General features: G+C 66.5%; 31 protein-coding genes. 15 read left to right on the top strand and 16 right to left on the bottom strand.

Features of this window, described 5'->3' with window-relative positions; genetic code table 11:
* Positions 1 to 26: 26 nt before the first annotated feature.
* Complete coding sequence (locus RBB46_RS15720) at positions 27 to 884, bottom strand: branched-chain amino acid aminotransferase (RefSeq protein WP_306029972.1); 858 nt, start codon at positions 882 to 884, stop codon at positions 27 to 29.
* On the opposite strand from RBB46_RS15720, the gene RBB46_RS15715 reads away from it, so the two are divergent.
* From RBB46_RS15715 to RBB46_RS15700, 4 genes are all read left to right on the top strand, one after another.
* On the top strand, positions 883 to 1113 hold the full coding sequence (locus RBB46_RS15715; RefSeq protein ID WP_306029971.1) for a hypothetical protein: 231 nt from the start codon (positions 883 to 885) through the stop codon (positions 1111 to 1113). The genes RBB46_RS15720 and RBB46_RS15715 overlap by 2 nt on opposite strands.
* 131 nt (positions 1114 to 1244) lie before the next feature.
* On the top strand, positions 1245 to 1682 hold the full coding sequence (locus RBB46_RS15710) for a VOC family protein (protein ID WP_306029970.1): 438 nt from the start codon (positions 1245 to 1247) through the stop codon (positions 1680 to 1682).
* Between the two features lie 181 nt (positions 1683 to 1863).
* A complete protein-coding gene (locus tag RBB46_RS15705) occupies positions 1864 to 2544 on the top strand; it encodes a haloacid dehalogenase type II (RefSeq protein WP_306029969.1) in 681 nt (226 codons plus the stop codon).
* Positions 2545 to 2862: 318 nt separating this feature from the next.
* The gene (locus RBB46_RS15700; protein ID WP_306029968.1) at positions 2863 to 3462 is read left to right on the top strand and encodes a superoxide dismutase; all 600 of its coding nucleotides are present in this window, start codon (positions 2863 to 2865) and stop codon (positions 3460 to 3462) included.
* Positions 3463 to 3543: 81 nt separating this feature from the next.
* On the opposite strand, the gene RBB46_RS15695 is transcribed toward RBB46_RS15700, so the two are convergent.
* On the bottom strand, positions 3544 to 3927 hold the full coding sequence (locus RBB46_RS15695) for a hypothetical protein (protein ID WP_306029967.1): 384 nt from the start codon (positions 3925 to 3927) through the stop codon (positions 3544 to 3546).
* 201 nt (positions 3928 to 4128) lie between these two features.
* Positions 4129 to 4893, bottom strand: a complete 765-nt coding sequence (locus RBB46_RS15690; protein WP_306029966.1) for an alpha/beta fold hydrolase — start codon at positions 4891 to 4893, stop codon at positions 4129 to 4131.
* Between the two features lie 294 nt (positions 4894 to 5187).
* Between RBB46_RS15690 and RBB46_RS15685 the strand changes: the two genes are divergently transcribed.
* Positions 5188 to 5394, top strand: coding sequence for a DUF2892 domain-containing protein (locus RBB46_RS15685; protein WP_306029964.1), 207 nt, complete (start codon positions 5188 to 5190; stop codon positions 5392 to 5394).
* Positions 5395 to 5417: 23 nt separating this feature from the next.
* Here the strand turns inward: RBB46_RS15685 and RBB46_RS15680 are convergent, their stop codons facing one another.
* Both RBB46_RS15680 and RBB46_RS15675 read right to left on the bottom strand, forming a co-directional pair.
* Entirely contained in the window at positions 5418 to 6179 is a 762-nt protein-coding gene (locus RBB46_RS15680) for a S9 family peptidase (RefSeq protein ID WP_306029963.1), read from the bottom strand.
* A gap of 68 nt (positions 6180 to 6247) precedes the next feature.
* A complete protein-coding gene (locus RBB46_RS15675; protein WP_306030024.1) occupies positions 6248 to 8395 on the bottom strand; it encodes a S9 family peptidase in 2148 nt (715 codons plus the stop codon).
* Positions 8396 to 8494: 99 nt separating this feature from the next.
* Between RBB46_RS15675 and clpS the strand changes: the two genes are divergently transcribed.
* Entirely contained in the window at positions 8495 to 8800 is a 306-nt protein-coding gene (gene clpS / locus RBB46_RS15670; RefSeq protein WP_306029962.1) for an ATP-dependent Clp protease adapter ClpS, read from the top strand.
* A 43-nt stretch (positions 8801 to 8843) separates the two neighbouring features.
* On the opposite strand, the gene RBB46_RS15665 is transcribed toward clpS, so the two are convergent.
* From RBB46_RS15665 to RBB46_RS15655, 3 genes are all read right to left on the bottom strand, one after another.
* Positions 8844 to 9425 (bottom strand): TIGR00730 family Rossman fold protein, encoded by a 582-nt coding sequence (locus tag RBB46_RS15665; protein WP_306029961.1) that lies wholly within the window; start codon positions 9423 to 9425, stop codon positions 8844 to 8846.
* Between the two features lie 4 nt (positions 9426 to 9429).
* On the bottom strand, positions 9430 to 10833 hold the full coding sequence (locus tag RBB46_RS15660; RefSeq protein ID WP_306029960.1) for a M20/M25/M40 family metallo-hydrolase: 1404 nt from the start codon (positions 10831 to 10833) through the stop codon (positions 9430 to 9432).
* A gap of 168 nt (positions 10834 to 11001) precedes the next feature.
* Entirely contained in the window at positions 11002 to 12558 is a 1557-nt protein-coding gene (locus RBB46_RS15655; protein ID WP_306029959.1) for a helicase HerA-like C-terminal domain-containing protein, read from the bottom strand.
* 157 nt (positions 12559 to 12715) lie between these two features.
* Here RBB46_RS15655 and RBB46_RS15650 point away from each other — a divergent pair, with 157 nt between their 5' ends.
* Positions 12716 to 13111, top strand: coding sequence for a DUF2267 domain-containing protein (locus tag RBB46_RS15650; RefSeq protein ID WP_306029958.1), 396 nt, complete (start codon positions 12716 to 12718; stop codon positions 13109 to 13111).
* Positions 13112 to 13194: 83 nt separating this feature from the next.
* Positions 13195 to 13602: a DUF4332 domain-containing protein gene (locus tag RBB46_RS15645; RefSeq protein WP_306029957.1), complete on the top strand. Its 408-nt coding sequence runs from the start codon at positions 13195 to 13197 to the stop codon at positions 13600 to 13602.
* 162 nt (positions 13603 to 13764) lie between these two features.
* Here RBB46_RS15645 and RBB46_RS15640 read toward each other — a convergent pair whose 3' ends face one another.
* A complete protein-coding gene (locus RBB46_RS15640) occupies positions 13765 to 14124 on the bottom strand; it encodes a PAAR domain-containing protein (protein ID WP_306029956.1) in 360 nt (119 codons plus the stop codon).
* 77 nt (positions 14125 to 14201) lie between these two features.
* Positions 14202 to 15254 (bottom strand): sensor domain-containing diguanylate cyclase, encoded by a 1053-nt coding sequence (locus RBB46_RS15635; protein WP_306029955.1) that lies wholly within the window; start codon positions 15252 to 15254, stop codon positions 14202 to 14204.
* A gap of 332 nt (positions 15255 to 15586) precedes the next feature.
* On the opposite strand from RBB46_RS15635, the gene RBB46_RS15630 reads away from it, so the two are divergent.
* Positions 15587 to 15877, top strand: coding sequence for a hypothetical protein (locus tag RBB46_RS15630; RefSeq protein ID WP_306029954.1), 291 nt, complete (start codon positions 15587 to 15589; stop codon positions 15875 to 15877).
* A gap of 4 nt (positions 15878 to 15881) precedes the next feature.
* Here the strand turns inward: RBB46_RS15630 and RBB46_RS15625 are convergent, their stop codons facing one another.
* The 4 genes from RBB46_RS15625 to RBB46_RS15610 all read right to left on the bottom strand — a co-directional run bounded on the left by RBB46_RS15625 (position 15882) and on the right by RBB46_RS15610 (position 21014).
* The gene (locus RBB46_RS15625; protein ID WP_306029953.1) at positions 15882 to 16235 is read right to left on the bottom strand and encodes a hypothetical protein; all 354 of its coding nucleotides are present in this window, start codon (positions 16233 to 16235) and stop codon (positions 15882 to 15884) included.
* A 128-nt stretch (positions 16236 to 16363) separates the two neighbouring features.
* The gene (locus tag RBB46_RS15620; protein WP_306029952.1) at positions 16364 to 17071 is read right to left on the bottom strand and encodes a class I SAM-dependent methyltransferase; all 708 of its coding nucleotides are present in this window, start codon (positions 17069 to 17071) and stop codon (positions 16364 to 16366) included.
* 7 nt (positions 17072 to 17078) lie between these two features.
* The gene (gene uvrB / locus RBB46_RS15615) at positions 17079 to 20009 is read right to left on the bottom strand and encodes an excinuclease ABC subunit UvrB (RefSeq protein ID WP_306029951.1); all 2931 of its coding nucleotides are present in this window, start codon (positions 20007 to 20009) and stop codon (positions 17079 to 17081) included.
* A 102-nt stretch (positions 20010 to 20111) separates the two neighbouring features.
* Positions 20112 to 21014: an HNH endonuclease gene (locus RBB46_RS15610; RefSeq protein ID WP_306029950.1), complete on the bottom strand. Its 903-nt coding sequence runs from the start codon at positions 21012 to 21014 to the stop codon at positions 20112 to 20114.
* 167 nt (positions 21015 to 21181) lie between these two features.
* Here RBB46_RS15610 and RBB46_RS15605 point away from each other — a divergent pair, with 167 nt between their 5' ends.
* Both RBB46_RS15605 and RBB46_RS15600 read left to right on the top strand, forming a co-directional pair.
* A complete protein-coding gene (locus RBB46_RS15605) occupies positions 21182 to 21502 on the top strand; it encodes a type II toxin-antitoxin system PrlF family antitoxin (RefSeq protein WP_306029949.1) in 321 nt (106 codons plus the stop codon).
* A 30-nt stretch (positions 21503 to 21532) separates the two neighbouring features.
* Entirely contained in the window at positions 21533 to 21997 is a 465-nt protein-coding gene (locus RBB46_RS15600) for a type II toxin-antitoxin system YhaV family toxin (RefSeq protein WP_306029948.1), read from the top strand.
* A gap of 52 nt (positions 21998 to 22049) precedes the next feature.
* Here the strand turns inward: RBB46_RS15600 and RBB46_RS15595 are convergent, their stop codons facing one another.
* Positions 22050 to 22349: a SelT/SelW/SelH family protein gene (locus RBB46_RS15595; protein WP_306029947.1), complete on the bottom strand. Its 300-nt coding sequence runs from the start codon at positions 22347 to 22349 to the stop codon at positions 22050 to 22052.
* Positions 22350 to 22648: 299 nt separating this feature from the next.
* On the opposite strand from RBB46_RS15595, the gene RBB46_RS15590 reads away from it, so the two are divergent.
* The 4 genes from RBB46_RS15590 (at position 22649) to RBB46_RS15575 (ending at position 24485) form a co-directional block, all read left to right on the top strand.
* The gene (locus RBB46_RS15590; RefSeq protein WP_306029946.1) at positions 22649 to 23062 is read left to right on the top strand and encodes a nuclear transport factor 2 family protein; all 414 of its coding nucleotides are present in this window, start codon (positions 22649 to 22651) and stop codon (positions 23060 to 23062) included.
* Entirely contained in the window at positions 23059 to 23499 is a 441-nt protein-coding gene (locus RBB46_RS15585; RefSeq protein WP_306029945.1) for a MerR family transcriptional regulator, read from the top strand. Before RBB46_RS15590 ends, RBB46_RS15585 begins: the two co-directional genes overlap by 4 nt.
* A complete protein-coding gene (locus RBB46_RS15580; protein ID WP_306029944.1) occupies positions 23496 to 23870 on the top strand; it encodes a carboxymuconolactone decarboxylase family protein in 375 nt (124 codons plus the stop codon). Before RBB46_RS15585 ends, RBB46_RS15580 begins: the two co-directional genes overlap by 4 nt.
* Positions 23871 to 24026: 156 nt before the next feature.
* Entirely contained in the window at positions 24027 to 24485 is a 459-nt protein-coding gene (locus RBB46_RS15575) for a hypothetical protein (protein ID WP_306029943.1), read from the top strand.
* Between the two features lie 36 nt (positions 24486 to 24521).
* Here the strand turns inward: RBB46_RS15575 and RBB46_RS15570 are convergent, their stop codons facing one another.
* Complete coding sequence (locus tag RBB46_RS15570; protein WP_306029942.1) at positions 24522 to 25574, bottom strand: hypothetical protein; 1053 nt, start codon at positions 25572 to 25574, stop codon at positions 24522 to 24524.
* Positions 25575 to 25610: the final 36 nt, after the last annotated feature.

The following is a 25610-nucleotide window of genomic DNA, read 5'->3' as shown; positions in this document are numbered from 1 at the left end:
GCCCGTCAGGCAGGCATGTCCCCGGCTCAGCCGTGGGCATAGGCCCAGTAGAGATCGCGGGCGCGGGCGGCAACCGGCCCGGGCTGCAACTCGCGATCCTCGATCCGCTTCACCGGCACCACCTTGTTGTAGTTGCCCGAGGAGAAGATCTCGTCGGCGTCGAGGAAGTCGCCATAGCCGAGCGTGCGCTCATGGACCTGGGTGCCGGCATCGCGCAGCAGCCGGATGATGCGCTGGCGGGTGATCCCGTTGAGGAACGTGCCGTTCCAGGCGGGCGTGTGCACCGCGCCGTCCTTGACCATGAACACGTTGGCCGTTGTCAGTTCGGCGACGTTGCCGAGCATGTCGAGCACGATGGCATTGTCGAAGCCGCGCGACTTGGCCTCGACGATGGCACGTGCGTTGTTGGGATAGAGGCAGCCGGCCTTGGCATTGACGGGCATGGTCTCCAGCGTCGGGCGGCGGAAGGGGGAGAGCGTCAGCGTGATCGCCGCGTCCTTCGGTGCCAGCCCCGCCTCGAACAGGCAGAGCGCGAAACGCGTCGTCTCCGGATCGGCGGCGATGGTGCCGATGCCCTCGCCCTCGCCCCAATACATCGGCTTGATGTAGACGGGCGTGCCGGGAGCGAACCTCGACAGGCCGTCCTGCGTCAGCTCCATCATCTCGCCGGCCTTCATCACCGGCTTGAGGCCGAGCGCGAGCGCCGAATCGTTGAGCCGCTGGCAATGCAGGTCGAGGTCGGGCGTGACACCCTCGAAGGCACGCGCGCCGTCGAAGACGGAAGAGCCGAGCCAGGCCGCGTGGCTGCGCGTGCCCATGATCGGGGCGTTGCCCTCGATCCATTCCCCCTCGATCCAGTTCCAGGTCTGCGACCACTCGGCCATGTCGATCTCCCCGATCCTTTTGCGTGTCCGGCGTTATGCGCGAATTGACCGGATCGAACGCCCTTCGCTCCCGAAGGTCAAGACCTTGGCCGGCATGCGCGTCAAAAGGACCGGATTGTTCTGCAAAGCCTTGTTTGCCGATGCGGTTCGGTTCCCGTTCACGGTTTTTTGGAATTTTTCTTTCGCGCGCGCCAGTGCGGCGGCCCCGTGGGCGGAAAATTTAGGCTGACATTTTGTTCTCTTTATGTTCCATTCATGGGCGAGACTGAACGGGCCGGGTGACGGCGGCGGGGGGCGATGTTTGCCTGCGGTTCCTTGCAGGGAAAAGCACGCCGCGGAAAACACGATGGAGAAGATGCGATGGAACAGAGACTGACACTGGTGACGCTCGGCGTTCCGGACGTGGCGGCGGCGCGCCGGTTCTTCGAGGACGGGCTTGGCTGGCGGGCGGCGGAATTCGACAGCGACGAGGTCGCTTTCTTCGATTGCGGGACCTGCGCGCTTGGCTTGTTCGGGCGCGGCGCGCTTGCCCATGACGCGGGCGTCGCCGACGACGGCGGCGCCTTTCCGGCCACGTCGGTTGCCTGGAACGGACGCACGCGCGCGGAAGTGGACGCGGCCTTCGCCCGGGCGGTTGCCGCCGGTGCCGAACCGGTCAAGCCGCCGGAAGAAGCCTTCTGGGGCGGTTATTCGGGCTATGTCCGCATTCCGGGCGGCCACCTGCTGGAACTGGCCCACAATCCCGGCTGGCCGCTCGACGAGACGGGCCGGATGGTGCTGCCGCCGCCCGCGGCGTGAACGCGGCGAGCGGGACGGGGGCGGCAAGGCAGTCGTGCTCGCAAGGCGGTCGGCGACGCGTTGTCGGAGAGTTCCGGCGGGGCGGCTTCTTGTGCGCTGCACAAAAGCATTGACCTTCAGGTGTTATGGCTGTTTGCTTGGCAGGTGAATAAAAAAACGGCAGTTCCGAGAAGGCCTTCCCATGTCGCTGTCCAGCCCCAAGCCTGTCTCCGCCTATGTCTTTGACGCCTATGGCACCTTGTTCGACGTGCATGCGGCCGTGCGCCGGCACGCCGGCGATCTTGGTGCCGAAGCGACACGGCTCTCCGCACTCTGGCGCGAGAAGCAGCTCGAATATTCGTGGACGCGGGCGCTGATGGGGCGCTATCTCGACTTCTGGACCCTGACCGAACAGGCGCTCGACACAGCGATGGCGATCACCGGCAAGACCGATGCGGGCCTGCGCCAGCGCCTTCTCGACGCCTACTGGAAGCTCGACTGCTACCAGGAGGTGCCGACGGTGCTGAAGCGGCTGAAGGACGACGGCAACCGGGTGGCGATCCTTTCCAACGGCTCGCCGGCCATGCTGGAATCGGCCGCTCGCGCCGCCGGTATCGACGACCTGCTCGACGAGGTCTTCTCCACCGACCTCTTGAAGACCTACAAGACGCGGCAGGACGTCTACGAACTCGTCACCAATCATTTCCGCATCTATCCCGAAGCGGTCTCCTTCCAGTCGTCCAACCGCTGGGACATTGCCGGCGCCACCGCCTTCGGCTTCCGCAGCGTGTGGATCAACCGGGCCGGTGCGGCCGACGAATATGCCGACCTGCCGCCGGTCGCCGTGCTTGCCGATCTCGAGGGGCTGCTGGCGCTCGCCTGAACCTGGCTGTCGGCTCCGGCGGCCGCATGGTTGCCGCGCGCCGCATCGAAACGCGGTCGCGGACGGCGCTTTGAGGGGAAATCGCCCGCCAGCCCGTTGCCGATTGAAGATCGCGTGCCTATTTTGCCTTTTGTGACAGGCGCCGACGGCTCTCGGCCGCGCGGCGCCGACATTGTGACCGGCTGTCACGCGGCTGCCGGACATATGCCCTACAACCGCGCAGGCGATCGCGGCAACGGCGCCACCGGGCATTTCCCGCCCGGCCGTCGTCTCCTTCGCCGGTTCCATCCCCTGCGCCCCCACCCGGAGGACGACTTCATGGCTTTTGAACTCCCGGACCTGCCTTACGCCTACGACGCGCTCGGCCCCTACATGTCGGCCGAGACGCTCGAGTATCACCACGACAAGCACCATCAGGCCTATGTGACCAACGGCAACAACCTGCTGAAGGATTCCGGCCTTGAGGGCAAGTCGCTCGAGGATGTGGTCAAGGAGAGCTTCGGCAAGAACGCCGGCCTCTTCAACAATGCCGGCCAGCATTTCAACCACATCCACTTCTGGAAGTGGATGAAGCCGAATGGCGGTGGCACCAAGCTTCCCGGAGCGCTTGCGGCGAAGATCGACGCCGATCTCGGCGGCTACGACAAGTTCCGCGCCGATTTCATCGCGGCCGGCACGACGCAGTTCGGCTCGGGCTGGGCGTGGCTCGCGCTGAAGGACGGCAAGCTTGCGGTGATGAAGACGCCGAACGGCGAGAACCCGCTGGTGCACGGCGCGACGCCGCTGCTGGGCGTCGATGTGTGGGAGCACTCCTATTACATCGACTACCGCAACGCCCGCCCGAAGTATCTGGAGGCCTTCGTCGACAGCCTGATCAACTGGGACTATGTCGACGAGCTGTTCCAGGCCGCCTCCTGATCCTGAAGGACGGCAGAGTGACAAAAGGCGGGCCCCCGTGGCCCGCCTTTTTCATGTCCGCATGCCGCGGGGACGCCCGGCTCAGCGGTGTCGGCATTCGCGGGTGAAGGTCATCGTCAGGAAACCGGAAATATAGTCGAGGAAGGCGCGGCACTGGGCCTCGGTGCGAAAGCAGCCCTCGCGTGAGAACTGCAACGTCTTCAGGTCGACATTCTTGCGTCCTCCGATCAGCCCGCGCCAGGGGCCGGACGAGGGGTTGCGGCAGTCGGCCTCCGAACCATAGGTGTCCGGCACGTGGTCCTCGTCATAGGTCGGCGAGAAGAGCAGCTGGCCGAAGAAACCGGCCTGGGCGGACGCGGTCTGGGGAAGGGCCAGGGCAGCCGCCAGCGCCATCGCGACCGACATGGAGCGCCATGCTCCGGCGGTGCGCTGGATCCTGCGGGAAGGCGTGGTGCAAACGGGCATGATGTCCTCGATATGTCTTTGATCGCCAGTGGTTCTGTCCTGGGTGGCGCCGTCCCGAACAGATAGCGCGGGCAGGGCCGCCGCGCCATGGGCAAGGCCGTCACGTTGGCGCGATGCGGCGGGACTGCGCTGCCCGCATCAGGGAGAATGATCGGGGCCAAATGATGATGCCGGCTCGCGTCGAAGGTGGCGTCGTCCGGTTCAGCCGGCGACTTCGCTGACGAATTCGCCGATCAGTCGCAGCACCTGCTCCTCGGCCTCGCGGTGGGGATTGTGCCCGATCCCGGCCAGGATCTCCGCCCGGCCCCGGCCTGCGGCGATGCGGCGGGGATGTTCCGCCGAGCCGAATTCGTCGGCCTCGCCATGGATCGCCAGGACAGGACACGCGACGCGGGCGAGGGCGGCATCCAGCGTCCATCCGGCGAAGGCGGGCGAGAGCCAGGTTTCGGTCCAGGCATCGATCACCCAGCGGGCCTTGTCGCCGTGGTATCGCTCAAGCCGGGCGAGGCCTTCAGCTTCGCCGAAACCGGCCTTCGCGGTGCGGATGCCGGCCAGCGTACGGTCCTCGACAAAGGCCTGGGCGCCCATGGTGACGACGACGAGGCAGGCATGCGGATGTCGTGCCGCTGTCTCCACCGCCATGCCACCGCCGACGCTGTGGCCGCAGGCGATGAAGCGGGTAAAGCCGAATTGCCGGCGCAGCAGCGGCACGACACCTTCCGCCTCCGCCGCGATGAAATCCGCCGGCAGCGGGCCGGGAAAAGGATCGGAGCGGCCGAAGCCCGGCCGGTCATAGGCGATGACGGGCTGGCCGCTGGCAGCGGCGAGCGCCTGCGGAAAGCCGCGCCAGAGATCCGTGCAGCCAAGTGAATCGTGAAACAGCAGAAAGGGCGGCGGCGCATCGTCGAGAGCGGCATTCTCCCACCACAACCGGGCGAAGAAGGCGCCCGTCTGCGCGTGGATCATACGGTCATGCGTTGGAAACGGCGGTGCGGGCTGGATCACGACAAGGTTCCGGGCGGGAAGGGGATGGCGGCAGGGCTCCCGCCGGCATAAGCGAGCCGTGCGGTCCTGTCCATGGCGCCGATGCGTCGGCATGCCCCGCCTGGAGAGGCCTTGTCAATCTGTCGCGGCGGGCATTGCTTGTGTGGCAAGGAGAGGTTCTTTATTTTCGAATAATCGAAAATTTAACGGCTTTGACCGCAACCCGCTCATGCAGGATGGCGGCGTGGCGGCAGGCCCAACGGGAGTGTTCTTGCCATGACGATCTTCACCACCAATGTCGGCACCGCCGACCGGATCGCCCGCATCGTCGTCGGCCTGGCGCTGATTGCCTTCGCGGTGTTCGGACCGGACGGCATCGACTGGAAATGGGTCGGTTGGATCGGCGTCCTGCCGCTTCTGACGGCGTTCCTGAAATGGTGCCCGGCCTATACGCTCCTCGGCATCAAAACCTGCGGACGGTAGGTCGGTAGCCTGCGCGGCGGTGGTCACGCGGCGAGGGTCCGACCGAAGAAGTCGATCAGCTTCTCGTGATGCCCGTTTTCCGCCTCGCTGCGCGGAATGTGATCCTCGCCCTCGTGATAGTGGACTTCCGGTTCCCGCCCTTGAGCACGCAGCCGTGCGGCCAGCCGGCGCGTCATCTCGACCGACCAGACACGGTCGGCGGTGCCGTGGCTGAGAAACAGCGGCCCGTCATAGCGCTCGATCTCGATCGGCATTGTCGGAAGCAGGTCGTCGCTCGATCCGCGCCAGGTCCAGGCGCGTTCGGCGGGATCCCAGGGTTGCCAGCCGGGGTCGCCGGCATCGCGCCATTTTCGTCCGTCGAAGGCGCCGCAGATGACATCGGGCGCGCTGTGCACGGCGATCGCGTCCGGCACGCTCCCGACACCGTCGCGCAACATCAGGGAGGTCAGCAGCAGGGCGTGTTCCGCCCCGCGCGAGACGCCGTAAAGGCCGACCTTTTCGCCCACCGGCGCAAAGGCGCGCAGCGCCTCCAGCGCCTCGGCCGTGCGCTCGAGCGGCACGTTGGCGATGGAGCCCGCATTCCAGGCGTTGCCACCCTTCGAATAGGGGAAGGGGAAGGCGAGGAAGCCGTGGGCGGCGAGCAGCACCGCGTTGCGATGGCTCCACCCCGACCACGCGCCTTCCGAGCCGTGCAGGACCATGATGGCGGGAAACGGCCCCTCGCCGGAAGGGCCGTAGGTCGTGCCGAAATCCGGAAGCAGGCGGCGGACGATTTTCAGCGACATGCAACCTCCTGTCGGGACGCCGGCAACCACCGTGGACACCACGACATGCTCGCCTCAACCGGCGGCGCTCACGCCCTGCCGGTAACCTTCAGCGCGAAGGCATAGACCAGCGCCACTTCCTTGAGCCGGTCGAAACGGCCGGAGGCGCCGCCATGGCCGGCCTCCATGTTGGTCTTCAGGTAGAGCGCCGCGTCGTTGCTGCGCAACTCGCGCAGCCGCGCCACCCACTTCGCCGGTTCCCAATAGGTGACGCGCGGGTCCGTCAGCCCGCCGACGGCAAGCAGCGCCGGATAGGCCTGCGCCGTGACGTTGTCATAGGGCGAATACGCCGCGATCGTGCGGTAGTCGGCCTCCGAGGCGATCGGGTTGCCCCATTCCGGCCATTCCGGCGGGGTCAGCGGCAGCGTGTCGTCGAGCATGGTGTTGAGCACGTCGACGAAGGGCACTTCGGCGATGATGCCGCCAAAGGCCTCCGGTGCCATGTTGGCGACCGCCCCCATCAGCATGCCGCCGGCGGAGCCGCCCTGGGCGACGATCCGGTCGGCGGAGGTAAAGCCCTCAGCCACCAGATGCCGGGCGGCGGCGATGAAATCGGTGAACGTGTTGGCCTTCTCCGCCCGCCGTCCGGCGGCATACCAGCGAAAGCCCTTGTCCTTGCCGCCGCGCACATGGGCGATGGCGTAGACGAAGCCGCGGTCGGCGAGCGACAGGCAGTTGGTGTTGAAGCTCGCTGGGATGGCGATGCCGTAGGAGCCGTAGCCGTAGAGCAGGCAGGGGGCGGAGCCGTCGAGCGGCGTGTCCTTGCGGTAGAGCAGGGAGACCGGCACGCTCTCCCCGTCCTCGGCCGGCACGTGGATGCGGCGGGTCACATAGTCGGCCGGATCGTGGCCGGAGGGCACGTCCTGCGTCTTGCGCAGGGTGCGCGCCCGGGTTTCCATGTCGTAGTCGAAGACCTGGCCGGGCGTCGTCATCGACGAATAGGTAAAGCGGATCCGGTTGGTGTTGAACTCGTAGCCGTCCGACATGCCCAGCGAATAGGCCTCCTCGTCGAAGGCGATCGCATGTTCGAGACCATCGGCGAGCCGGTGGATGACGATGCGCGGCAGCCCGTCCTCGCGCTCCAGCCGCACCATGTGCTTGGCATAGACGGTGTGGGAGAGGATCAGCCGGCCGGACCGGTGGGCGACAACGTCCCGCCAGCCATCGCGCCCCGGTGCTGCCAGCGCCGTCTCGGCGTCGACGGTGACGATGTGGAAATCCTCGGCGCCGCCGGCATTGGTGAGGATGAACAGCGTTCCGGCGCCGTCGTCCTCGACCGAATACTCGGTGCCCGTCTCGCGCGGTGCGACGAGGCGCGGCTCGGCGGTCGGGTCTCCGGCCGGGATCAGGCGGACTTCCGAGGTCTCGTGGTCGTGGATGTCTACGGTGATGAAACGGCCCGACTGGGTCTTGCCGACGCCCATGAAGAAGCCGGGATCGGTTTCCTCGTAGACCAGTACGTCACCGGCCGGGTCGGATCCTACCTCGTGGCGGAAGAGCTTGGAGGGCCGGTGATTGGCGTCGAGGCGGACATAGAAGATGTGGCGTCCGCAGGCGGACCAGACGCCGCCGCCACCGGTGTCCTCGATGCGCTGGTCGAGGTCGCGCCCGCTCTTCAGGTCGCGCACCAGCAGCGTGTAGAATTCCGATCCCTTGTCGTCGAAGGCCCAGGCAAGCTGCGAGTGGTCGGGCGAGTGCATGGCGCCGGCAAGACGGAAATAGGCCTTGCCGCTGGCTTCACTGTCGCCGTCGATCAGCACTTCCTCGGCTTCGCCGCCCTTGTCCGCCGCCTCGCGGGCCATGCGCACGAGGCGAGGATGCTGGCCGCCGGTGACATAGGAAACGCCATAGGCGAAGGGGCCGTCGGGCGAGGGGACGGAGCTGTCGTCCTCCTTGATGCGGCCCTTCATCTCGGTGAAGAGCGTGCCCTGCAGCGCTTCCGTGTCGGCCATGCCGGCTTCCAGATGAGCGTTTTCCGCCTCCAGATAGGCGCGGATGTCGGCGTCGAGCGTGTCGGGCGCGCGCATCACCTCCTGCCAGTTTCCGGCCCGGAGCCAGGCATAGGGATCGTGGCGGGTGATGCCGTGGATCTCGTGCGTCGTGTCGCGCTTTTCAGCGCGGGGAGCGGAGGCCCGGGGAGCGGCGTCGGCGGCGGGGGATGAGGAGTTTTTCAGCATCACGCGGAGGTAGGCACTTTGGCCCGGGAAGGCAAGAGCGCAAGAGCACCGACGCGGGATGGATGCATGCCGCCGCGCCCTGTGGTAAAAAGCGCAATCATGAGCGACAAGTCGACCATCCTGAAGCCGGAGCGCAAGACCCGGACCGAGCGGCCGCGCCTGCACAAGGTGTTGCTGGTCAATGACGACTTCACGCCGCGCGAATTCGTCGTGGCCGTGCTCAAGGCGGAGTTCCGCATGAGCGATGACGAAGCCTTCCAGGTGATGCTGGCCGCCCACAAGCTGGGGCTCTGCGTCGTTGCGGTTTTTCCGCGCGACGTGGCCGAGACCAAGGCGGGCCGGGCGACCGATGCCGCCAAGGCGCACGGGTTTCCGCTGCGCTTCGAGACCGAGCCCGAGGAATAGGGGCCGGAAGAGCTGGGCTCTCCCGGTCCGTTCGCGTGGCCGCTCACGTCTCGGAGCGTTCGATCCATTTTGGCGTCGCCGGCGGCGTGTAGCCCTCGAACAGGTCGAGGAGCGCGGCCGGCTTGTCCGCCACCAGCACCATGTCGCGCATTTCCGGCTTCACGAACGCCTCGTCCCGCTGCAGGTCGAGGAACGTCAGCAGCCCGTCATAGAAGCCGTCGACATTGAGGAAGCCGCAAGGCTTGCGGTGATAGCCGAGCTGGCCCCAGGTCCAGACCTCGAACAGCTCCTCCAGCGTGCCGGCGCCGCCGGGAAGGGCGATGAAACCGCCGGAAAGGTCGGCCATCATCGCCTTGCGCTCATGCATGGACTTGACGACGTGCAGCTCGGTCAGGCCGGTATGGGCCAGTTCCTTTTCCTGCAGGGCGATCGGCAGCACGCCGATCACCTCGCCGCCGGCGGCGAGCGCCCCGTCGGCGACCGCCCCCATCAGCCCGACCCTGGCCCCGCCATAGACGAGGCGACGACCGGAGCGGGCGATCGCCTCGCCGGTCGCCACCGCCGCTTCGCGATAGGCGGGCTTCGCGCCCATGCTGGAACCGCAGAAGACGCAGATGGATTTCATCGGCTCAGCCCTTCGCCAGCTCGCCGAGGACGCGCGCCCAGGAGCGGATGCCCTTGTGGTAGCTCGTCATCTCGTATTTCTCGTTGGGCGAGTGCACCCGGTCGTCGTCGAGGCCGAAGCCGATCAGCAGCGAATCCATGCCGAGCATGGTCTTGAAATCGCCGACGATCGGGATCGAGCCGCCGCAGCCGATCAGCGCCGCCTCGCGGCCCCACTCGTCGGCCAGCGCCTTGCGGCCCTTGGCCAGCGCGTCGCTATCGAACGGCAGGCGCAGCGCCGGACTGCCACCGTGCTTGGCAAAGGTGACCGTGCAATCGTCGGGCAGGTGCTCGCGCACATAGGTGCGGAAGGCGAGGCGGATCTGGTCGGGATCCTGGTCGCCGACGAGGCGGAAGGACACCTTGGCATGGGCCTGGGACGGGATCACCGTCTTGAAGCCGGCGCCGGTATAGCCGCCCCACACGCCGTTCACCTCGCAGGTCGGCCGCGTCCAGATCTGCTCCAGCGCGCCGCGATCTGCCTCGCCGGCCGGGTGTTTCAGGTCGACGCCGCCCAGGAAGGCCTCGTGGTCGAAACCGAGCTTGTCCCAAAGGGCGCGCACGTCCTCGGGCATCTCGATGACACCGTCGTAGAAATGCGGCAGCGTCACCCGGCCGGTCTCGTCATGCAGGCCGGCCAGAACCGTGGACAGGACATGCAGCGGGTTGCGCGCCGCCCCGCCATACATGCCCGAATGCAGGTCCTTGTCGGCGGCGGTGACGGTGATTTCCTCCCCCACCAGACCGCGCAGCATGGTGGTGATGGCCGGCGTCTCGCTGTCCCACATGCCGGTGTCGCAGACAAGCGCCAGGTCGCAGGCAAGCTCGTCCTTGTTGGCGGTCAGGAAGGGATGCAGCGAGGGCGACCCGGACTCCTCCTCGCCCTCCAGCAGCACGGAAACGGGGACAGGCAGGCCCCCGGTCTCCGCGATCCAGGCACGCGCCGCCTCGACGAAGGTCATCAGCTGGCCCTTGTCGTCGGCGGCGCCGCGCGCGACGATCATCTTCGAGCCGTCCTCGCGGGTCACGACCACCGGGTCGAACGGATCGCGCTCCCACAGGTCGAGCGGGTCGACCGGCTGCACGTCGTAATGGCCATAGAACAGCACATGCGGACCGGTCTTGCCGTCATCCTTGTCCTCGGACTTTCGATGACCGACGACCATCGGGTGGCCGGTCGTGTCGCGCACGTCCGCATCGATGCCGAGCGCGGTCAGTTCCCTCGCCAGCCAGTCCGCCGCCTGCCGGCAGTCGGCCTTGAAGGCCGGATCGGTGGAGATGCTCTTGATGCGCAAGAGGTCGAAGAGGCGGGCGAGTGAATTGTCGAAATCGGAATCGATTCGAGACAGGACCCGGTCGAGATCGGACATGGGGAAGCTCCGCTGTGAAGGGTGCGGCGACCGGTTCTTGCAATCTCCGGCGGCGCGAATGAGGACGCCTAGAAGGACACAGAACGGCAGGCGTGGCAAGGCGCAGCAGCGGTTTGGAACCTCCGTCGCGCGGCACGGCGCGCTGCACGGCGATGTCCCCTACGCTGCTCAGAAGCCGCGCTTGAACGAGCCCAGGACGCCGCGTGCCAGGGCCCGGCCGAGGGCCGAACCGAGCGAGCGCACCACCGACTTCACCGCCGCGTCGGCAACGCTGTCGGAGCGCGAGCGGCTGCTGCGCGTCCGGCTGCGCGAAGGCGCCGGGCGGTCGCCGAGGCCGAAATCGGGGATCTCGAAGCCGGAGCGCGTGCGCCGGGGCGCGCCGCGCCGCGCGGTCTCCTGTTCCTCGCGTTCCTGCTGTCGCGCCTCCATGCGCGCCGCTTCCTCGGCCCGGCGCTTCAGCACCTCGAAGGCCGAATCGCGGTCCACCGTCTGGTCGTAGAGATGGCCGACCGGGCTCGCCGCCAGGATCTCGCGCCGTTCCGCGTCGCTGATCGGGCCGAGCCGGGAGGAGGGCGGGCGGACCAGCGTGCGCTGGACGATGGAGGGAATGCCCTTGCCTTCCAGCGTCGAGACCAGCGCCTCGCCGACGCCCAGTTCCATGATGGTGCGTTCCGTGTCGAGGTCGGGATTGGGGCGGAAGGTCTCGGCCGCCGCCTTCACTGCCTTCTGCTCGCGCGGGGTGTAGGCGCGCAGGGCATGCTGCACCCGGTTGCCGAGCTGGGCGAGAACCGTGTCCGGCACGTCGAGCGGGTTCTGCGTGACGAAATAGACGCCGACGCCCTTCGAGCGGATCAGCCGCACCACCTGCTCGACCTTTTCCAGAAGCGCCTTGGGCGCCTCGGCGAACAGCAGGTGCGCCTCGTCGAAGAAGAAGACGAGGCGCGGCTTTTCAGGGTCGCCGACCTCGGGCAGTTCCTCGAACAGCTCCGACAGCAGCCACAGGAGGAAGGTGGCGTAGAGGCGCGGTGCGCCCATCAGCTTGTCGGCGGCAAGCACCGAGACGACGCCGCGCCCGTCGCGGGTGGTGCGCATCATGTCGCGGATGTCGAGCGCCGGCTCGCCGAAAAAGGCATCGCCGCCCTGCCGGTCGAGCACCAGCAACTGGCGCTGGATCGCGCCGACGGAGGCCTTGGAGACGTTGCCGTAGACCCGCGACAGTTCCGAGGCGCGCTCCGCTACATGGGCGAGCAGCGCCTGCAGGTCCTTCAGGTCCATCAGCAGCAGGCCCTCGTCGTCGGCCAACTCGAAGGCGACATTGAGGACGCCTTCCTGGGTCGCGTTGAGGTCCATCAGCCGGGCCAGCAGCAGCGGCCCCATTTCCGAGACGGTGGCGCGGATCGGATGACCCTGTTCGCCGAACAGGTCCCAGAAGATCGTCGGGAAGTTCTCGTAGATGTAATCCTGCGTGAAGCCGATCTGCGCGGCGCGCTTTTCCAGGAAGTCCTTCTTCTCGCCGGGCGCTGCAATGCCGGAAAGATCGCCCTTCACATCGGCGCAGAAGACCGGCACGCCGGCATTGGAAAACCCTTCCGCGAGGATCTGCAGAGAGACGGTCTTGCCGGTGCCGGTGGCGCCGGTGATCAGCCCGTGCCGGTTGGCCAGCTTCAGCGTCAGATATTCCGGCTTGTCCGAACCGCCGATGAAGATCCTGTCTGCGTCCTGCACGTTTCTCGCCTCCGCTGCCCTGAAGATCGCGCGCCCCGTCGCGGCAAGTGCGCGTTTGTCATGTAACGCGCGCATGGGGCTCTGTATAGCGGTTGTGAACGGCCCGGCTCTCGTGTCAGATTGGACTGACACTTTCTTTCGATTCCAAGGGGGAAGAATGGAAGAGATCATCAGGCGGATTGCCGCCGCGGCCGGAATCAACGAGGACCTGGCGCGCGAGGCGGTGGGCATCATTCTCAATTTCCTCAATCGCGACGGACCGCAGGACAAGGTGAGCCAGCTGCTGGACGCGTTGCCGGGCGCCCGCGACCTTGTCGCCGGCACGGATGCGCCGGGCGGTCTTCTCGGCGGCCTTGCCGGCAAGCTCGGCGGCAGTCTCGGCGGCGGCATGGGCGCCATGGCGGCGCTCAACGAGCTGACCAGCGCCGGCCTCGACATGGGCCAGGTGCAGACGGTAACGCGCGAGCTTGTCGGCATCGCCCGCGAGAGGGCGGGAGCCGATGTGGTTGACCAGGTGGTCGACGCCATTCCGGGCCTTGGCCAGGTGTTGTGAGGCCGGGTGTTGTGAAGCCGGGCGGCATCGTCCGGTCGTTTTGAAATCCGGCATGGTGCGCCGGGTCATTGTGGAGATGCGAGATGTCCTATTCCATTGACGAGATCGAGGGTATCGGCCCGGTCTATGCCGAGAAGCTGAAGGCTATCGGCATCAAGACGACGGAAGCCTATCTGGAGCGTGCCAAGGACCCCAAGGGGCGCAAGGCGCTGGCCGAGGAAACCGGCATTGACGACAAGCGCATCCTGAAGTGGGGCAATATGGCCGACCTGATGCGCATCAGCGGCGTCGGCGAGGAATATTCCGAACTGCTCGAGGCCGCCGGCGTCGACACGGTCAAGGAACTGAAGCACCGCAACGCGGCCAATCTCCACGCCAAGATGGCGGAAGTGAACGAGGAGAAGAAACTCGTTCGCCAGCTTCCCAGCGAATCCGCGGTGGAGAAGTGGGTGGCCCAGGCCAAGGACCTGCCGCCGACGATGACCTACTGATCGACTGACGTGCCGATCGGCGGTGCGCGACGGACGCGTCCGCGGTCGGGATATTGCAGCGCCGGGCTGGCAACAGTCCGGCGCTTCGCGTTTGCGGAGACAGCCGGCGCGCCGGGTCCGTGGACGTCAGCCGGCCCGCGCGCGAACCGCCTGGCGGCGATCTCAGCCCGGCGGGCAGACGGCATCGCCGCCACGCGTTGCCGGGGCGCCGTTCATGATCACGTCGGCCGATCCGCCCGCGACGCAGCCCTTCACCGGCGCGACGAAGCGCACCGCAGGCTGACCCTCGATGGAAATCCCCGGCACCGGCTCGAACATGCCGGCCGGGCAGGTCGCAACATCGGAAAGCCGCAGCGCCGGCCGGCCGTTGATGATCACCGACGATGCCCCGCCGACAGCGCAAGGTGGCAGGGGCTGGGCATGGGCGGCAAGGGGCGCAGTCAGGAGCGCGAGCGCGGCGGCGAGCGGTACGGCGGCAAGCGGCGCGAGGCGGCGGGGCGCATGTCGGATCTTCACTGTCATCCTCTCCGCATGAAGGTCGCGCCGGACGATGCCGCGCGGGCGGGCAAGGTCGCACGGAGAGGGTGTTGCCGACAAGGTCAGGCAGGTCTGCCGGGTTGCGTGAACTCGATCCGGTCGCGCCCTGCTTCCTTGGCGCGGTACATGGCCGCATCCGCATGGCGCATCAGCAGACCGAGATCGGCAGTGCCGTCCTCGATCAACAGGGCGCCGATGCTCGCGGTCACGGTGATCGGCCGCCCTGACCCGAGCAGGACGGTGTCGCGCAGCGCCGTGATGATGTCGTCCAGAACGGCCTGCAGGCCCTCGCGATCGATATCGTCCATCACGAGGCAGAACTCCTCGCCGCCCATCCGCGCCACCAGGTCACCCTTTCGGACAGCGTCTTGCAGGATTTCGCCGACCCGCACCAGCACGCTGTCGCCAGCCTCGTGGCCATGGGTGTCGTTGACCTCCTTGAAATGGTCGAGATCGATCAGAGCGACGCCGAGGGTGCCCGAACCCGGTTTGCGTTCCCGTATCAGTTCGGCAAAGATCCGCCCAAAGGCGCGCCGGTTGTAGGTGCCGGTGAGAGGATCCGTGTCTGAAAGCACGGCCATTCGCTCCACCTGTCGGTGAATGCGGACGCTGGCCGCCACCCAGTGGGCCATTGCCTCAAGCCGGTGCATGTCGGCCTGCGTGAAGGCATGTCTCTCCACATCGCCGACATTCATCGTGCCGAAACACTGGTTGCCGCTCACGAGAGGCACGTCCAGACAGGATTGCAGCCCCTTCGCTTTCAGCATTGCGCAGTCGAGGTCGCCGGAGGTTGAAAAGTCGGGGCAGATCTCGGGGCGGCGCTGCGTGAAGACGCGGCCGATCATCGTGCCCTCTATCGGCACCGGCATGTCGATCGGTATGGCATTGTTGCCCTGCATCGCGATCAGCTTGAGATGCGTGGGCGTGTCCTCCAGCGCGATGGTGGCGCGATCGGCATTGAAGACGACGCGCGACCATTGCGCGACGGTGTCGAGCACGTCGTCCAGGGTTTCGGCTGCGGACAGCTGGTGCACGAAGCGCACCGGCAGCTCGATGATCAGATCGCCGGCGGTTTGGGTGGCACCTTCAGTCTGCCCTGAGGTGGCTGGTTGCATGGCCATCTGTCCTTCCGTCCGTCGTGCGGTCGCCCCGAAACCGCCTGCATAGTCGCTGCCCGCGCCAAACCTGCCATGCGAGATGTAAAGATTTCGCGACCCCGGCCATCCAAGGGCCGGGTTCCGTGTCGGTGCGGAACGAGGGCAGGGGCAGGCCGTTTGGTGCTACGCTGCAAGGACATGCATGTTGTGTCCCGACGCGTTCCGGGCGGGCGCCGCCTTCAGGCGCGGTGCCGGTGCTTGGGGGCAGGGGTGACGCCACAGGTGAGGGCCGGGAGCCGGAAGGTGCCGTTCGTCTCTGCTTTCACCTTCTGCAAGCAAGGATGCAAGCTGTGACAGGACCCCACCTCGTCTTCATGACCTTCATGACGCTGGCCCTGCTTTTGATGGTGGCCGGCTATGTCCGCACGCTGCTCTTCGCCCGCCGCCTGCGCCTGCTGGAGGACGCCGCGTTCAATCCGTTGGACGGCGTTCGCCTTTGGTTGCGCATCTTCCGTCCGAACGGCTTCGGCCCGGATCACGAACCGGCCCGGCGCGGCATCGTCCGCCTCTACGCGCTCGCGCTTGCCGCTTTCGCGGTCGCGGTGCTGCTGTTTCTCGTGCTGCCGGTGGTGCCGGGGTGAGGGGCTATTTCGTCCGGTCGGACACGTAGCATTTGTCGGGGTTCTTCGCCACCTTGCGGCATTTCGCGATCGCGACCTTGTCCGCCGCAGCCTGACTCTTTTCGTTCCAGGTCATGCCACATCCCATCATCCCGGTGATGGTGAAGGCGCGGCCTTTGGCGAAGGCGGCGTATTTCTTTGTCTGCAGTTCCCTTCGGAAGTGGTGCAGCCTGTAGGTGCAGCCGTAATATTCGTACTGGTTGAGCTTGACCTTGGCCTGCGCGGGTGGCGGCGACAGCTGGAACCCGCCATCCGGCGAGATGCCGCCGAGGGCAAGGAAAGCGGCGAAGGCCGCGAGCAGTCCGGTGGTCCTGAACATCTTCATCCGTCCAAACCCTTTCTGAAAAGTGCTGTTGCAAAAGCCGGCTCGCGCAGGCGCGGGAGCGCTCCCGACAGGAAAGTCGACTGCCCCCGGACTCCAGCGATCATCATGCCAGATCTCCCGTTTCAAAAGGCCTTGCGCATGAGCGCGATGTCCTTGCGAGGGATCTCGCATGACCACCCGAAGAGCGCGGCGAGGTATCGCAGCGTCTCCTCCCTGTAGAAAACCACATGGGTCGGGTCCCGGCGATAATGCCAGTTGGCAAAGCGGCTGTCCTCCGTTCGGAAGCACGTCATCAGGCCGAGCCAGCCGCCTGGCTTCAACAGCCGGTCGAGAAGGGCAAACTCGCGTGCCGGCTGGTGAAAATGCTCCACGACCTCGCTGCAAACGACAAAGTCGTAGCGCTCGGCAAGCGCGCTTCGATCCGGCGCGAAGAATGGGTCATAGGCAGCGACCTGATGGCCGTCTTCGCGCAACATCGCCGCAAGGCCGGATCCCGGCCCCGATCCAAAGTCGAGACCACGGCTTGTGGGTTTCAGTCGTTCCCGCAAGGGGTCGGCCAGTCTTGACAGGAAACGCCGGTATCCGGGGTCCTGCGGGTCGTTCTGGTGTGTGAGATAATGCGCACGTTCCTCTGCCCCCGTGGGCAGTTTCGAGCGCCCGACAAGGACGGCCTCGCAGGTCTCGCAGCGCCAGTAGTCGGTGCCACCGACTGTCTGGAACGGACGGCAGGCGCGGGCGAGGCAGACACGGCAAGGTTCGCCATGCCCCTGGTCGTGCCCGTCGGCGTTCTCCAGGGGTGTGGTCTTGAGGGACAGGGGCGGGGAGATCATCCGCCACTCATCTTCCCGGCCGTCCGCTCTTCTTCGAGCGGCCGCCCCGGCGGCGTTCCTCGCCCGGGTCCTCGTAGGAGCCCGCGCCGATCTTGCCGCGCGCCACCGGCCTGACGTCGTCTTCCGGGCTGCCGCCGGGCTTTTGCGGCAACGGGCCCTTCGACATCGGCACCTCGGTGCGCCCGACGGTCATCTCGTCGAGCGTGTTCTTGCGCGCCTTCGATTTGGCGGGAACATTGGCGCTGGCGCCATATTTCTTCTCGCCGCGATAGCCGCCGCTGCGGTCCTCCACCGCCGACTGGCGGGCAAGCGGGTCGTCGGCCAGCGCCAGTTCGGTTTCCTGCAGCCGCTTGACCTCGTCGCGCAACCGCGCGGCGGTCTCGAACTCCAGATCGGCGGCCGCCTCGCGCATCTGCTTTTCCAGGTCCTGGATATGCGCCTTGAGATTGTGGCCGACGAGATTGCCGCTTTCGGAAAAGCCCGCCTCGACGGTGACGTGGTCCTGTTCGTAGACGGACTGCAGGATGTCGCCGATGGAGCGGCGCACGCTTTCCGGCGTGATGCCGTGCTCGGCATTGTAGGCTTCCTGCTTTTCGCGCCGGCGGTCGGTCTCGGCGATCGCCCGCTCCATCGAGCCGGTGATGCGGTCGGCATAGAGCAGCACCTTGCCGTCGACGTTTCGCGCGGCGCGGCCGATGGTCTGCACCAGCGAGGTTTCCGAGCGCAGGAAACCCTCCTTGTCGGCGTCGAGGATGGCGACGAGCGCGCATTCGGGAATGTCGAGCCCCTCGCGCAGCAGGTTGATGCCGACCAGCACGTCGAAGGCGCCAAGACGCAGGTCGCGGATGATCTCGATCCGCTCCAGCGTGTCGATGTCGGAATGCATGTAGCGCACCCGCACGCCGTTCTCGTGCAGGTATTCCGTCAGGTCCTCGGCCATCCGCTTGGTCAGCACCGTGACCAGCGTGCGCATGCCCTTCGCCGCGACGGCGCGTACCTCGCCCAGGAGGTCGTCGACCTGGGTCTTGGCCGGGCGGATGTCGATATGCGGGTCGACGAGGCCGGTCGGGCGGATGACCTGCTCGGCGAAGACACCGCCGGACTGCTCCATCTCCCAGGAGCCGGGAGTGGCCGACACGCAGACCGTCTGCGGCCGCATCGCGTTCCACTCCTCGAAGCGCAAGGGCCGGTTGTCCATGCAGGAGGGCAGGCGGAAGCCGTATTCGGCCAGCGTCGCCTTGCGGCGGAAGTCGCCGCGATACATGGCGCCGATCTGCGGAATGGTCACATGGCTCTCGTCGGCGAAGACGAGGGCGTTGTCCGGCAGATACTCGAACAGGGTGGGCGGCGGCTCGCCGGGCGCGCGGCCCGTCAGGTAGCGCGAGTAGTTCTCGATGCCGGCGCAGGAGCCGGTCGCCTCCAGCATCTCCAGGTCGAACAGCGTGCGCTGCTCCAGCCGCTGCGCCTCCAGCAGCCGGCCATGGGCGTTCAGTTCCTCCAGCCGCTGGACGAGCTCCGCCTTGATCGACTTGATCGCCTGGTTGAGCGTCGGCTTCGGCGTCACGTAGTGCGAGTTGGCGTAGATCTTGACGCTCTTCATCTCCGCCGATTTCTGCCCTGTCAGCGGATCGAACTCGGTGATCGACTCGATCTCGTCGCCGAACAGCGAAATGCGCCAGGCACTGTCCTCGTAGTGGGCCGGGAAGATCTCCACCGTGTCGCCGCGCACCCGGAAGGTGCCGCGCTGGAAGGCGGCGTCGTTGCGCTTGTATTGCAGCGCGACGAGATCGGCGAGCAACTGGCGCTGGTCGATGCGCTCGCCGACCTCGATGGCGAAGGTCATCGCCGTGTAGGTCTCGACCGAGCCGATGCCGTAGATGCACGAGACCGAGGCGACGATGATGACGTCGTCGCGCTCCAGCAGCGACCGGGTGGCCGAGTGGCGCATCCGGTCGATCTGCTCGTTGATCGAGCTTTCCTTCTCGATATAGGTGTCGGTGCGCGGAACGTAGGCTTCCGGCTGGTAATAGTCGTAATAGGAGACGAAATACTCGACCGCGTTGTCCGGAAAGAAGCTCTTGAACTCGCCATAGAGCTGGGCGGCCAGCGTCTTGTTCGGCGCCAGGATCAGCGCCGGGCGCTGGGTGCGGGAGATGACCTGGGCCATCGTGTAGGTCTTGCCCGAGCCGGTGACGCCGAGCAGCACCTGGGTGCTGTCGTCATTGGCGAGCCCGTCGAGAAGGTCGGCGATGGCGGTCGGCTGGTCGCCCTTCGGCTCGTATTCGGAAACGAGCTTGATCGGGATGCCGCCTTCCGACTTTTCCGGCCGCGAGGGGCGGTGCGGCACCCAGGCCTCGCCGTTCTTGTGCAGCGGGTTGCCGGAGGTGATCAGGTCGGTCAGCGCCTGCACCGTCGCCGTATGGCCGGTGGTGCCGTCCGACATTTCCGGCGGCGGCTTCTTGCCGCCCTTGCGCGCCTTCTTCGTCTCGGCCACCTGCCTGGCCAGCAGCGCCTCGGCCTCCTCCAGGCTCATGTCGAGCCCGGCGACCGGATTCAGTCCGCCGGCGGCGCGCTCGCGCGGACTGCTGGAGGAGCCCATCGACGTGCCGCGTGCGCTGCGGGCTGGCTTGTCCGCCTTGGTCGCGCCCTTGCCCCCGCTGTTGCCAACGTCCTTGCCCTTGTCGGCCGTCCCTTTCGCTGGAGCCGTGGCCGGCGTCGCCTTGGTCGCCGGAACATCCTCCTCGATCTGCCGGGCCCAGTCGGACACGGATCCCGACAGGGGCGTGCCCTCGAAGGCCGCCTGCGGTGCCTCGCCGAAGCCCTCCGGCGCCGGGGGGGCACCTGCTCCGCCTGCGGACGGCAGGGCGTCACCGTCGCCTTTGCTGTCGGCGCGTTTGGCGGAAAGGTCGGGGGAGGAAGACGAGGGTCGCTTGGCCATGGCGGCAATATGGTCCGAAAGCCCGGTTTCGGAAACCCCGCGTTCCGGCTTTGTCCGCCGGAATCCCGCACCATGCTGACACAACGGTGTCAGGAGGGGGGATCAGTGTTTGAAGATCTCGTTGCGGTGCCAGGCGAGATAGTGCGGATGAGGGCGTAGATGCGGTGCTTCCGGCACGCGTGCCGTCATGTCTTTGTGCAGAAGATGCGAAACATCGTAGTTCAGATGGCGCGATGGCAAAATGCTGAAGTCGTCGCCCAGCGACAGCAGGCCCCTGTCGAACATCCAGTGGACGGTTCCTGACAGGGCGATACCGTTCTGGATCGAATCCGATCCGCCGTGTTCCACGGGCTGGATATGGGCGGCCTCCACCTCGGGACGGCCATGGCCATTGATCAGGCGCAGGCCCGTGAAGGCACAGGTCCGATCATAGATCTTGCGAATGTTCTGGCGGAACTTTGCATCCCGGAACGGTCGGTTGAGCAGTTGCGTGATGATCGGTCGTTCCTGCTCCTCTCCGATAAAAGGAGCCTGTGCCACATCACCGAAGCCGGGTATGGAGTTGGCGGCTTCGGGCGGATCGACCCGGTCCGGCCATTCGTCCGGATTGGCAAGCCCCGCATGAATGATGGCGGCGAACTCGGAGGGTTCCAGGAGACGGACGGCCTGGACCGATCGTCCACCGTTCACCGACCCGTCCGCTCGGAACATCTTCTTCTCAAAGCCGCCGTTTTCCGCGTAGTCGACGAGACGATCGAAATCGAGATACCCGTCGAGTTCGGCGTAGAAGTGGTTGTCTTGTTTTTGGTCGGGCCTGACCGATACCACTTTGGCGATACCGGAGTAGAAGCGACCCTTTTCCTTCGGAACAGGGCCGTAATAGACGATCCAGTCGCCCACCGTCTGCTCGATACGGCTCAGATACATCTTCGGGAAATGGTACTGCTTCCCGGTGATGTCGTCATAGACGCTGTCAAGCTTGTGATAGAGAACCGCCTGAGCCATGCGAGCCTGCTCCTCCTGTCTCAAGAAGTAGGCCGAAAGCGGTTGTGGTGACAATAGCTTGGATGCGGGCCGGGGTCATTGGAGCGTGGCCGGCCGGTGGCCGTGATGCTTGACGCTGGTAATGCATCTGCATTACATTAACATCGCCCTTCGCCCGGAGAAAAGCCATGGCCGAGCAACTCGCCTTCGAGGCGACTCTTACCGACAAATATCAGAACACGGTGCCTTCGGCGGTGCGGCGAGCGCTCGGTCTCGGCAAGCGCGACAAGGTTCGCTATGTCATTCGCGACGGCGAGGTGCTGCTGCAGAAGGTTGAGGGCGGCGCGGACGACGATCCGGTGGTTGCCGCCTTTCTCGACTTTGTCGAGAAGGACATGATCCGCCATCCGGGTCGGGTCACCCCGCTTTCCGCCGCGCTGATTGATGAGGCGCAGGAGCTTGTGAGCGGCGTTGAGATCGACCTCGACGCGCCGCTCGAAGACGACTGACGCAGGATGCGGCCCGAAGGTGCGCTGAGGGTGAACTGCTGGCTGCTGCTTCAGCATCCCGCCTTTCAGGAGGCCTTTGAGGCATCAACGGAGGCAGTCAGGAACCTCGCCGAAAAGGACCCGGAAGGCTACCGGTCAAAGGCGGAAACCAAGCTCCTCGCCGCAATCCTGAAGCTCACCACCGAGGACATTCCGGCCAACCCTGCCGATGAGAAATACCGTCTCGGAAACACGATCGGCAAGGAACGTCGTCACTGGCGCCGGGCCAAGTTCTTTCAGCAATACCGGTTGTTCTTCCGCTTCGACGCGGCCCGCAAGATCATCATCTATGCATGGGTCAACGACCGGACGACGAAGCGCGCGTATGGCAGCAGGACGGATGCCTATGAGGTTTTCCGTAAGCGCCTCGGCAGGGGGCATCCGCCCGATGATTGGGACGAACTGCTCACTGAGGCACGGGCGTTCAGGGGAGGTAGGGAGCTTCCTGTTCGGTAGGTGCGCGCAAGGCGCGCGTCTTGCCTCTTGCCCCCTCAGGCCTCTCTCCCCCTCACTCCTCTCCCTTGTGCCCGTCATTGTGGCCGAGGCTCATCTGCGGCCAGACGAGGTCGCGGACGCGCTGTTTCAGCACCTTTGCCTCCGGGAAGCCGCCGTCCGTCTTGCGGTCCCATATGGCCGCGCCGTCGCAGGTGATGGTGAAGGTGCCGCCGGTGCCCGGCACCAGCGTCAGCGAGCCGATCTCCTCGGAGAAGGTGGAGAGCAGTTCCTGCGCCATCCAGGCGGCGCGCAGCATCCAGTTGCACTGGCGGCAATAGGTGATGGTCACGGCGGGTTTGGGCGTCTCGGTCATGGCTGGTCCGCATGTCGCAAAGGGGGAAGGCGCGCCGTCCGGCCCGGCCGGCTGGCAGCGGGGCAATCGGCGGGGCAGGGTGTTCCGGCTGGAGCGGGGCCGCGTTCCACAGGCGCGGGCGCCTGTCGCGGACGGTCTGGCTGGACCCCAATATGGCGGGAAAGCGCGGCGCGGCAAGACTCTTTCCTCCGGTTTTGCCGGCGCGGCGGGCTTGCCGGAAAAGTTCTGAAAAAGCCTGTTGACCTGGAGTGCGCTCCAGCTCCCAGGATGCGACGCTGTTCACACAAGGAGACAGCGCCATGAGCGTCATCGAAGCGTTTTTCACCGCCCTGAAGTCCGGCGACCCGGACAGGGTCCTGCCGATGATCGCGGAGGATGCCATCATTGTCGGCGTCAGGGGGAAGGCCGATCCGCGCCTGCCGATCTATGGCACCTATCGCGGCCGCGAGGGCATGCGCGCCTTCCTTGGCGAATTGCGCAAGGCCTTCGACACCGAGGCCTTCGAGGTCGACGAGATGCTGGAGAGCGAGGCACTGGGTTTTGCCTCCGGTCGCTTCCGCCACCGCGTCCGGCACACGGGACGGCTCTTCGTCTCGACCTGGGCCTTGCGGGCGAAGCTCGCGGACGGGAAGATCGCGCATTACCTGTTCTTCGAGGACACGGCCGCGCTGGAAGCGGCCTTCGGGGTTTCCACGGCGGAGGAAGCGGCATGATGATCGGCGACCTTGCGCAGCGCACCGGCCTCAGCGTCGACACGCTGCGCTATTACGAGAAGATCGGGCTTGTGCCGGCTCCCTTGCGCGACAGCGGCGGCCGCCGCGTCTATGACGAGGCGATCCTCGGCTGGCTGCGCTTCCTCGACCGGCTGAAGGCGACGGGCCTTGGCATGCGCGAACGGCTGCGCTACGCGGACCTGAGGACACGTCCCGGCGTTGCCTCGGTGCGCGAGCGGCGGGAGATGCTGGAACGCCACCGCGACAAGGTGGCGGCGGATCTGGAAAGGCTCGCCGACACGCTGAAGCTACTCGACGAGAAGGTCGACCTCTACCGCCGGATCGAGAGCGGCGAGGTGGCCGATCCGGTCGTGCCGCTTGCCGAGGCGGTGGCCGTCCCGTCCCCTGCCGGCGCACGCGGGAGGGCCGCGTCATGAGCACGGCTCTTGAAAAGGGGCGGGACCTCGCGGCCCGACTGAATCCCGACCTCGAACAGGTGTTGGCGGAGCGCTACGATGCGCTGCTGCCGGGCTTTTCCGAAAGCCTGATCGAATGGGCCTATGGCCGCCATTACGCGCGCGGCACGGTCGACCTGAAGACACGGCAATTGTGCACCGTCGCGGCGCTCACCGCGCTGGGCGGCCAGACCGAACCGCAGCTCAAGGTCAATATCGAGCACACGCTGGCCGCCGGCGCCAGCGAGGCGGAGATCCTCGAGGTGATCTGGCAGATGGCGGTCTATGGCGGACTGCCGGCGGCGATCAACGGGCTCAACGCCGCGCGCGAGGTGTTCGAGGCACGGGTCTGAGATGAGGTCCTGAGATGAGGTCCTGAGAGGAAGGGGCAGGGCGCGCAGAGTCGCGCCCTGTCAAAAATACTGATATAATTCTGCGGCAGAGGAGATGACCGCCTGCACGGACGGGCGCGCAGACGGATTGTGCACTCCAGCCCATGGAGATCTGCCATGTCCGCAACAGTCCTTGCCAGATACATGTATGCCACCGACCGCCGCCGGCTGTTCCTTGACGGCTGGCGCGCCGGGTTTGTCCCGGCTGCATTGCTTGCCTTCGCCGCGCTGGCGATCCTGGCCGGCGGGGTCGCCCGGGCCGGTTCCCTCGAGACATGTCCCGCACCGGCCGTGGCCGCCTCGGAGGCCGCCCCGGGAGCGGCCTTGATCGTCCTTGCCAGTCTCGCGGCGGGCGATGCCGCACCTTCGGCTTCCTCGGCGCCGATCACAACAAGGCGTGTCGTGCCGGTCTTCGGCGACGCCGCCGGCACCGCCATCGAGGCGGCGCCGATTGTTGTCGCCGGTCGCTGCGGCTCGTCGCAATACAGTTGCACCAGCCCGGGCTTCACCTATTGCTGCGGCAACTCGACCGACGGGTTCTACTGCGCCGCCGACGTCAACGGCTGCACGAAGTAGACGCGCCTGTTCGTCCGCGCGGCCTCGGGCTGAGGCTCAGCCGTGCGGACGCGCCAGCTTCAGCCCGAGCAGCAGGATCAGCACATAGGGCCAGATGACGAGCGCGATGAGCCCGGCCTCGCGTGGCATCACCAGCCGCGCCGCGTCGATCGTCGTGTCGGCCGCGCTTTTTTCGCGCTCGTAGACCTGCTCGGCCTGCGCCAATGCGATTTCGAGCCGGTCGCGAGCGGCGTCCTCCGCCGCCGGGTCATCCGGCTGGCGCAACACGGCGCGCAAGTCGCCGACGCTGACGACGAGATCCTCGCCAAGCACGAGGCGCCGGTCGGCAATGCCCTCGAAGCGGTTGCCATCGGCCAGAAACCGGTCGCGCGACAGGGTGCTGGCCCGGGCGGCCGCGATGCGCTGTTGCTGCATCTCGATCGCCGTGTCGCAGGCGGCGCGTGCCATTTCGCGGGCGAGCGTCTCGCGGGCCTCGCGGGTCGGGTCGAGACGCTCCTCGTCGGCGGGATCGAGCAGTCCGTGAAGGGGGAGACCCCCGGCCTGCTGGCAGGCCAGCATTTCGGCCTGGCTGAGCCGCACGGTGGCGGCCACTTCCATGCGGCGGATTTCGGCAAGGATCTCGGTCGCGTTGCCGGCGAAGGCCGAGCGGATGCGCGCAGAGCGGGCACTGAGAAGGATATGGTCGCCAAGTGCCTCGCGCGCCGCCTCGCGCCGCTCCGCATGAGGGCGCAGCGCCTCCAGCGCCTCGTGCTCGATCCGCTGCGGATATCCGCTGGCGAAGAAGACGAGAACGCCGACAAGGCCGAGCGAATAGTAGAAGACATCGACCGCTTCCTTGTTGAACAGCGTGCTTTGATGCGCCGCCCGCCGGGCGAGAAGGAACGTCGCCAGCGCGACCAGGGCGACGAAGGGAACGGCGGAGGCAAGAAGATAGTGGCCGAGCGCCGCCACCCCGGCCATGGCGAGCGCGGCGAGAAAGCAGGCGGCGATCCCTCGGCCGAAGGGCGTTCTTGGCCAGCGACTGGGCCCTTCGCTGTCAGGCCCGTTGCGCTGTCCGCCGCTGTTTGCCTCCCTTGCCGCCTCCGCCATGCCCGTTTCCCCCCGGAACGCTCATGAGATGAACGC

It is taken from the genome of Stappia sp. MMSF_3263 (assembly GCF_030733745.1).
Lineage (GTDB): Bacteria > Pseudomonadota > Alphaproteobacteria > Rhizobiales > Stappiaceae > Stappia.
The sequence above is the reverse complement of the archived record's forward strand: the minus strand, read 5'-3'. Positions and strand labels throughout refer to the sequence as shown.

What these genes read in the sequence shown, in the direction of transcription:
- RBB46_RS15620 (WP_306029952.1), bottom strand. Translation starts at nt 17,071, where the DNA reads ATGATCTCCCCGCCCCTGTCCCTCAAGACCACACCCCTGGAGAACGCC.
- RBB46_RS15665 (WP_306029961.1), bottom strand. Translation starts at nt 9,425, where the DNA reads ATGAAATCCATCTGCGTCTTCTGCGGTTCCAGCATGGGCGCGAAGCCC.
- RBB46_RS15570 (WP_306029942.1), bottom strand. Translation starts at nt 25,574, where the DNA reads ATGGCGGAGGCGGCAAGGGAGGCAAACAGCGGCGGACAGCGCAACGGG.
- RBB46_RS15720 (WP_306029972.1), bottom strand. Translation starts at nt 884, where the DNA reads ATGGCCGAGTGGTCGCAGACCTGGAACTGGATCGAGGGGGAATGGATC.
- RBB46_RS15675 (WP_306030024.1), bottom strand. Translation starts at nt 8,395, where the DNA reads ATGCTGAAAAACTCCTCATCCCCCGCCGCCGACGCCGCTCCCCGGGCC.
- RBB46_RS15635 (WP_306029955.1), bottom strand. Translation starts at nt 15,254, where the DNA reads ATGCAACCAGCCACCTCAGGGCAGACTGAAGGTGCCACCCAAACCGCC.
- RBB46_RS15705 (WP_306029969.1), top strand. Translation starts at nt 1,864, where the DNA reads ATGTCGCTGTCCAGCCCCAAGCCTGTCTCCGCCTATGTCTTTGACGCC.
- RBB46_RS15610 (WP_306029950.1), bottom strand. Translation starts at nt 21,014, where the DNA reads ATGGCTCAGGCGGTTCTCTATCACAAGCTTGACAGCGTCTATGACGAC.
- uvrB (WP_306029951.1), bottom strand. Translation starts at nt 20,009, where the DNA reads ATGGCCAAGCGACCCTCGTCTTCCTCCCCCGACCTTTCCGCCAAACGC.
- RBB46_RS15580 (WP_306029944.1), top strand. Translation starts at nt 23,496, where the DNA reads ATGAGCACGGCTCTTGAAAAGGGGCGGGACCTCGCGGCCCGACTGAAT.
- RBB46_RS15715 (WP_306029971.1), top strand. Translation starts at nt 883, where the DNA reads ATGTCGATCTCCCCGATCCTTTTGCGTGTCCGGCGTTATGCGCGAATT.
- RBB46_RS15605 (WP_306029949.1), top strand. Translation starts at nt 21,182, where the DNA reads ATGGCCGAGCAACTCGCCTTCGAGGCGACTCTTACCGACAAATATCAG.
- RBB46_RS15680 (WP_306029963.1), bottom strand. Translation starts at nt 6,179, where the DNA reads ATGTCGCTGAAAATCGTCCGCCGCCTGCTTCCGGATTTCGGCACGACC.
- RBB46_RS15685 (WP_306029964.1), top strand. Translation starts at nt 5,188, where the DNA reads ATGACGATCTTCACCACCAATGTCGGCACCGCCGACCGGATCGCCCGC.
- RBB46_RS15585 (WP_306029945.1), top strand. Translation starts at nt 23,059, where the DNA reads ATGATGATCGGCGACCTTGCGCAGCGCACCGGCCTCAGCGTCGACACG.
- RBB46_RS15700 (WP_306029968.1), top strand. Translation starts at nt 2,863, where the DNA reads ATGGCTTTTGAACTCCCGGACCTGCCTTACGCCTACGACGCGCTCGGC.
- RBB46_RS15595 (WP_306029947.1), bottom strand. Translation starts at nt 22,349, where the DNA reads ATGACCGAGACGCCCAAACCCGCCGTGACCATCACCTATTGCCGCCAG.
- RBB46_RS15590 (WP_306029946.1), top strand. Translation starts at nt 22,649, where the DNA reads ATGAGCGTCATCGAAGCGTTTTTCACCGCCCTGAAGTCCGGCGACCCG.
- clpS (WP_306029962.1), top strand. Translation starts at nt 8,495, where the DNA reads ATGAGCGACAAGTCGACCATCCTGAAGCCGGAGCGCAAGACCCGGACC.
- RBB46_RS15640 (WP_306029956.1), bottom strand. Translation starts at nt 14,124, where the DNA reads ATGACAGTGAAGATCCGACATGCGCCCCGCCGCCTCGCGCCGCTTGCC.
- RBB46_RS15660 (WP_306029960.1), bottom strand. Translation starts at nt 10,833, where the DNA reads ATGTCCGATCTCGACCGGGTCCTGTCTCGAATCGATTCCGATTTCGAC.
- RBB46_RS15710 (WP_306029970.1), top strand. Translation starts at nt 1,245, where the DNA reads ATGGAACAGAGACTGACACTGGTGACGCTCGGCGTTCCGGACGTGGCG.
- RBB46_RS15575 (WP_306029943.1), top strand. Translation starts at nt 24,027, where the DNA reads ATGTCCGCAACAGTCCTTGCCAGATACATGTATGCCACCGACCGCCGC.
- RBB46_RS15695 (WP_306029967.1), bottom strand. Translation starts at nt 3,927, where the DNA reads ATGCCCGTTTGCACCACGCCTTCCCGCAGGATCCAGCGCACCGCCGGA.
- RBB46_RS15645 (WP_306029957.1), top strand. Translation starts at nt 13,195, where the DNA reads ATGTCCTATTCCATTGACGAGATCGAGGGTATCGGCCCGGTCTATGCC.
- RBB46_RS15625 (WP_306029953.1), bottom strand. Translation starts at nt 16,235, where the DNA reads ATGTTCAGGACCACCGGACTGCTCGCGGCCTTCGCCGCTTTCCTTGCC.
- RBB46_RS15650 (WP_306029958.1), top strand. Translation starts at nt 12,716, where the DNA reads ATGGAAGAGATCATCAGGCGGATTGCCGCCGCGGCCGGAATCAACGAG.
- RBB46_RS15690 (WP_306029966.1), bottom strand. Translation starts at nt 4,893, where the DNA reads ATGATCCACGCGCAGACGGGCGCCTTCTTCGCCCGGTTGTGGTGGGAG.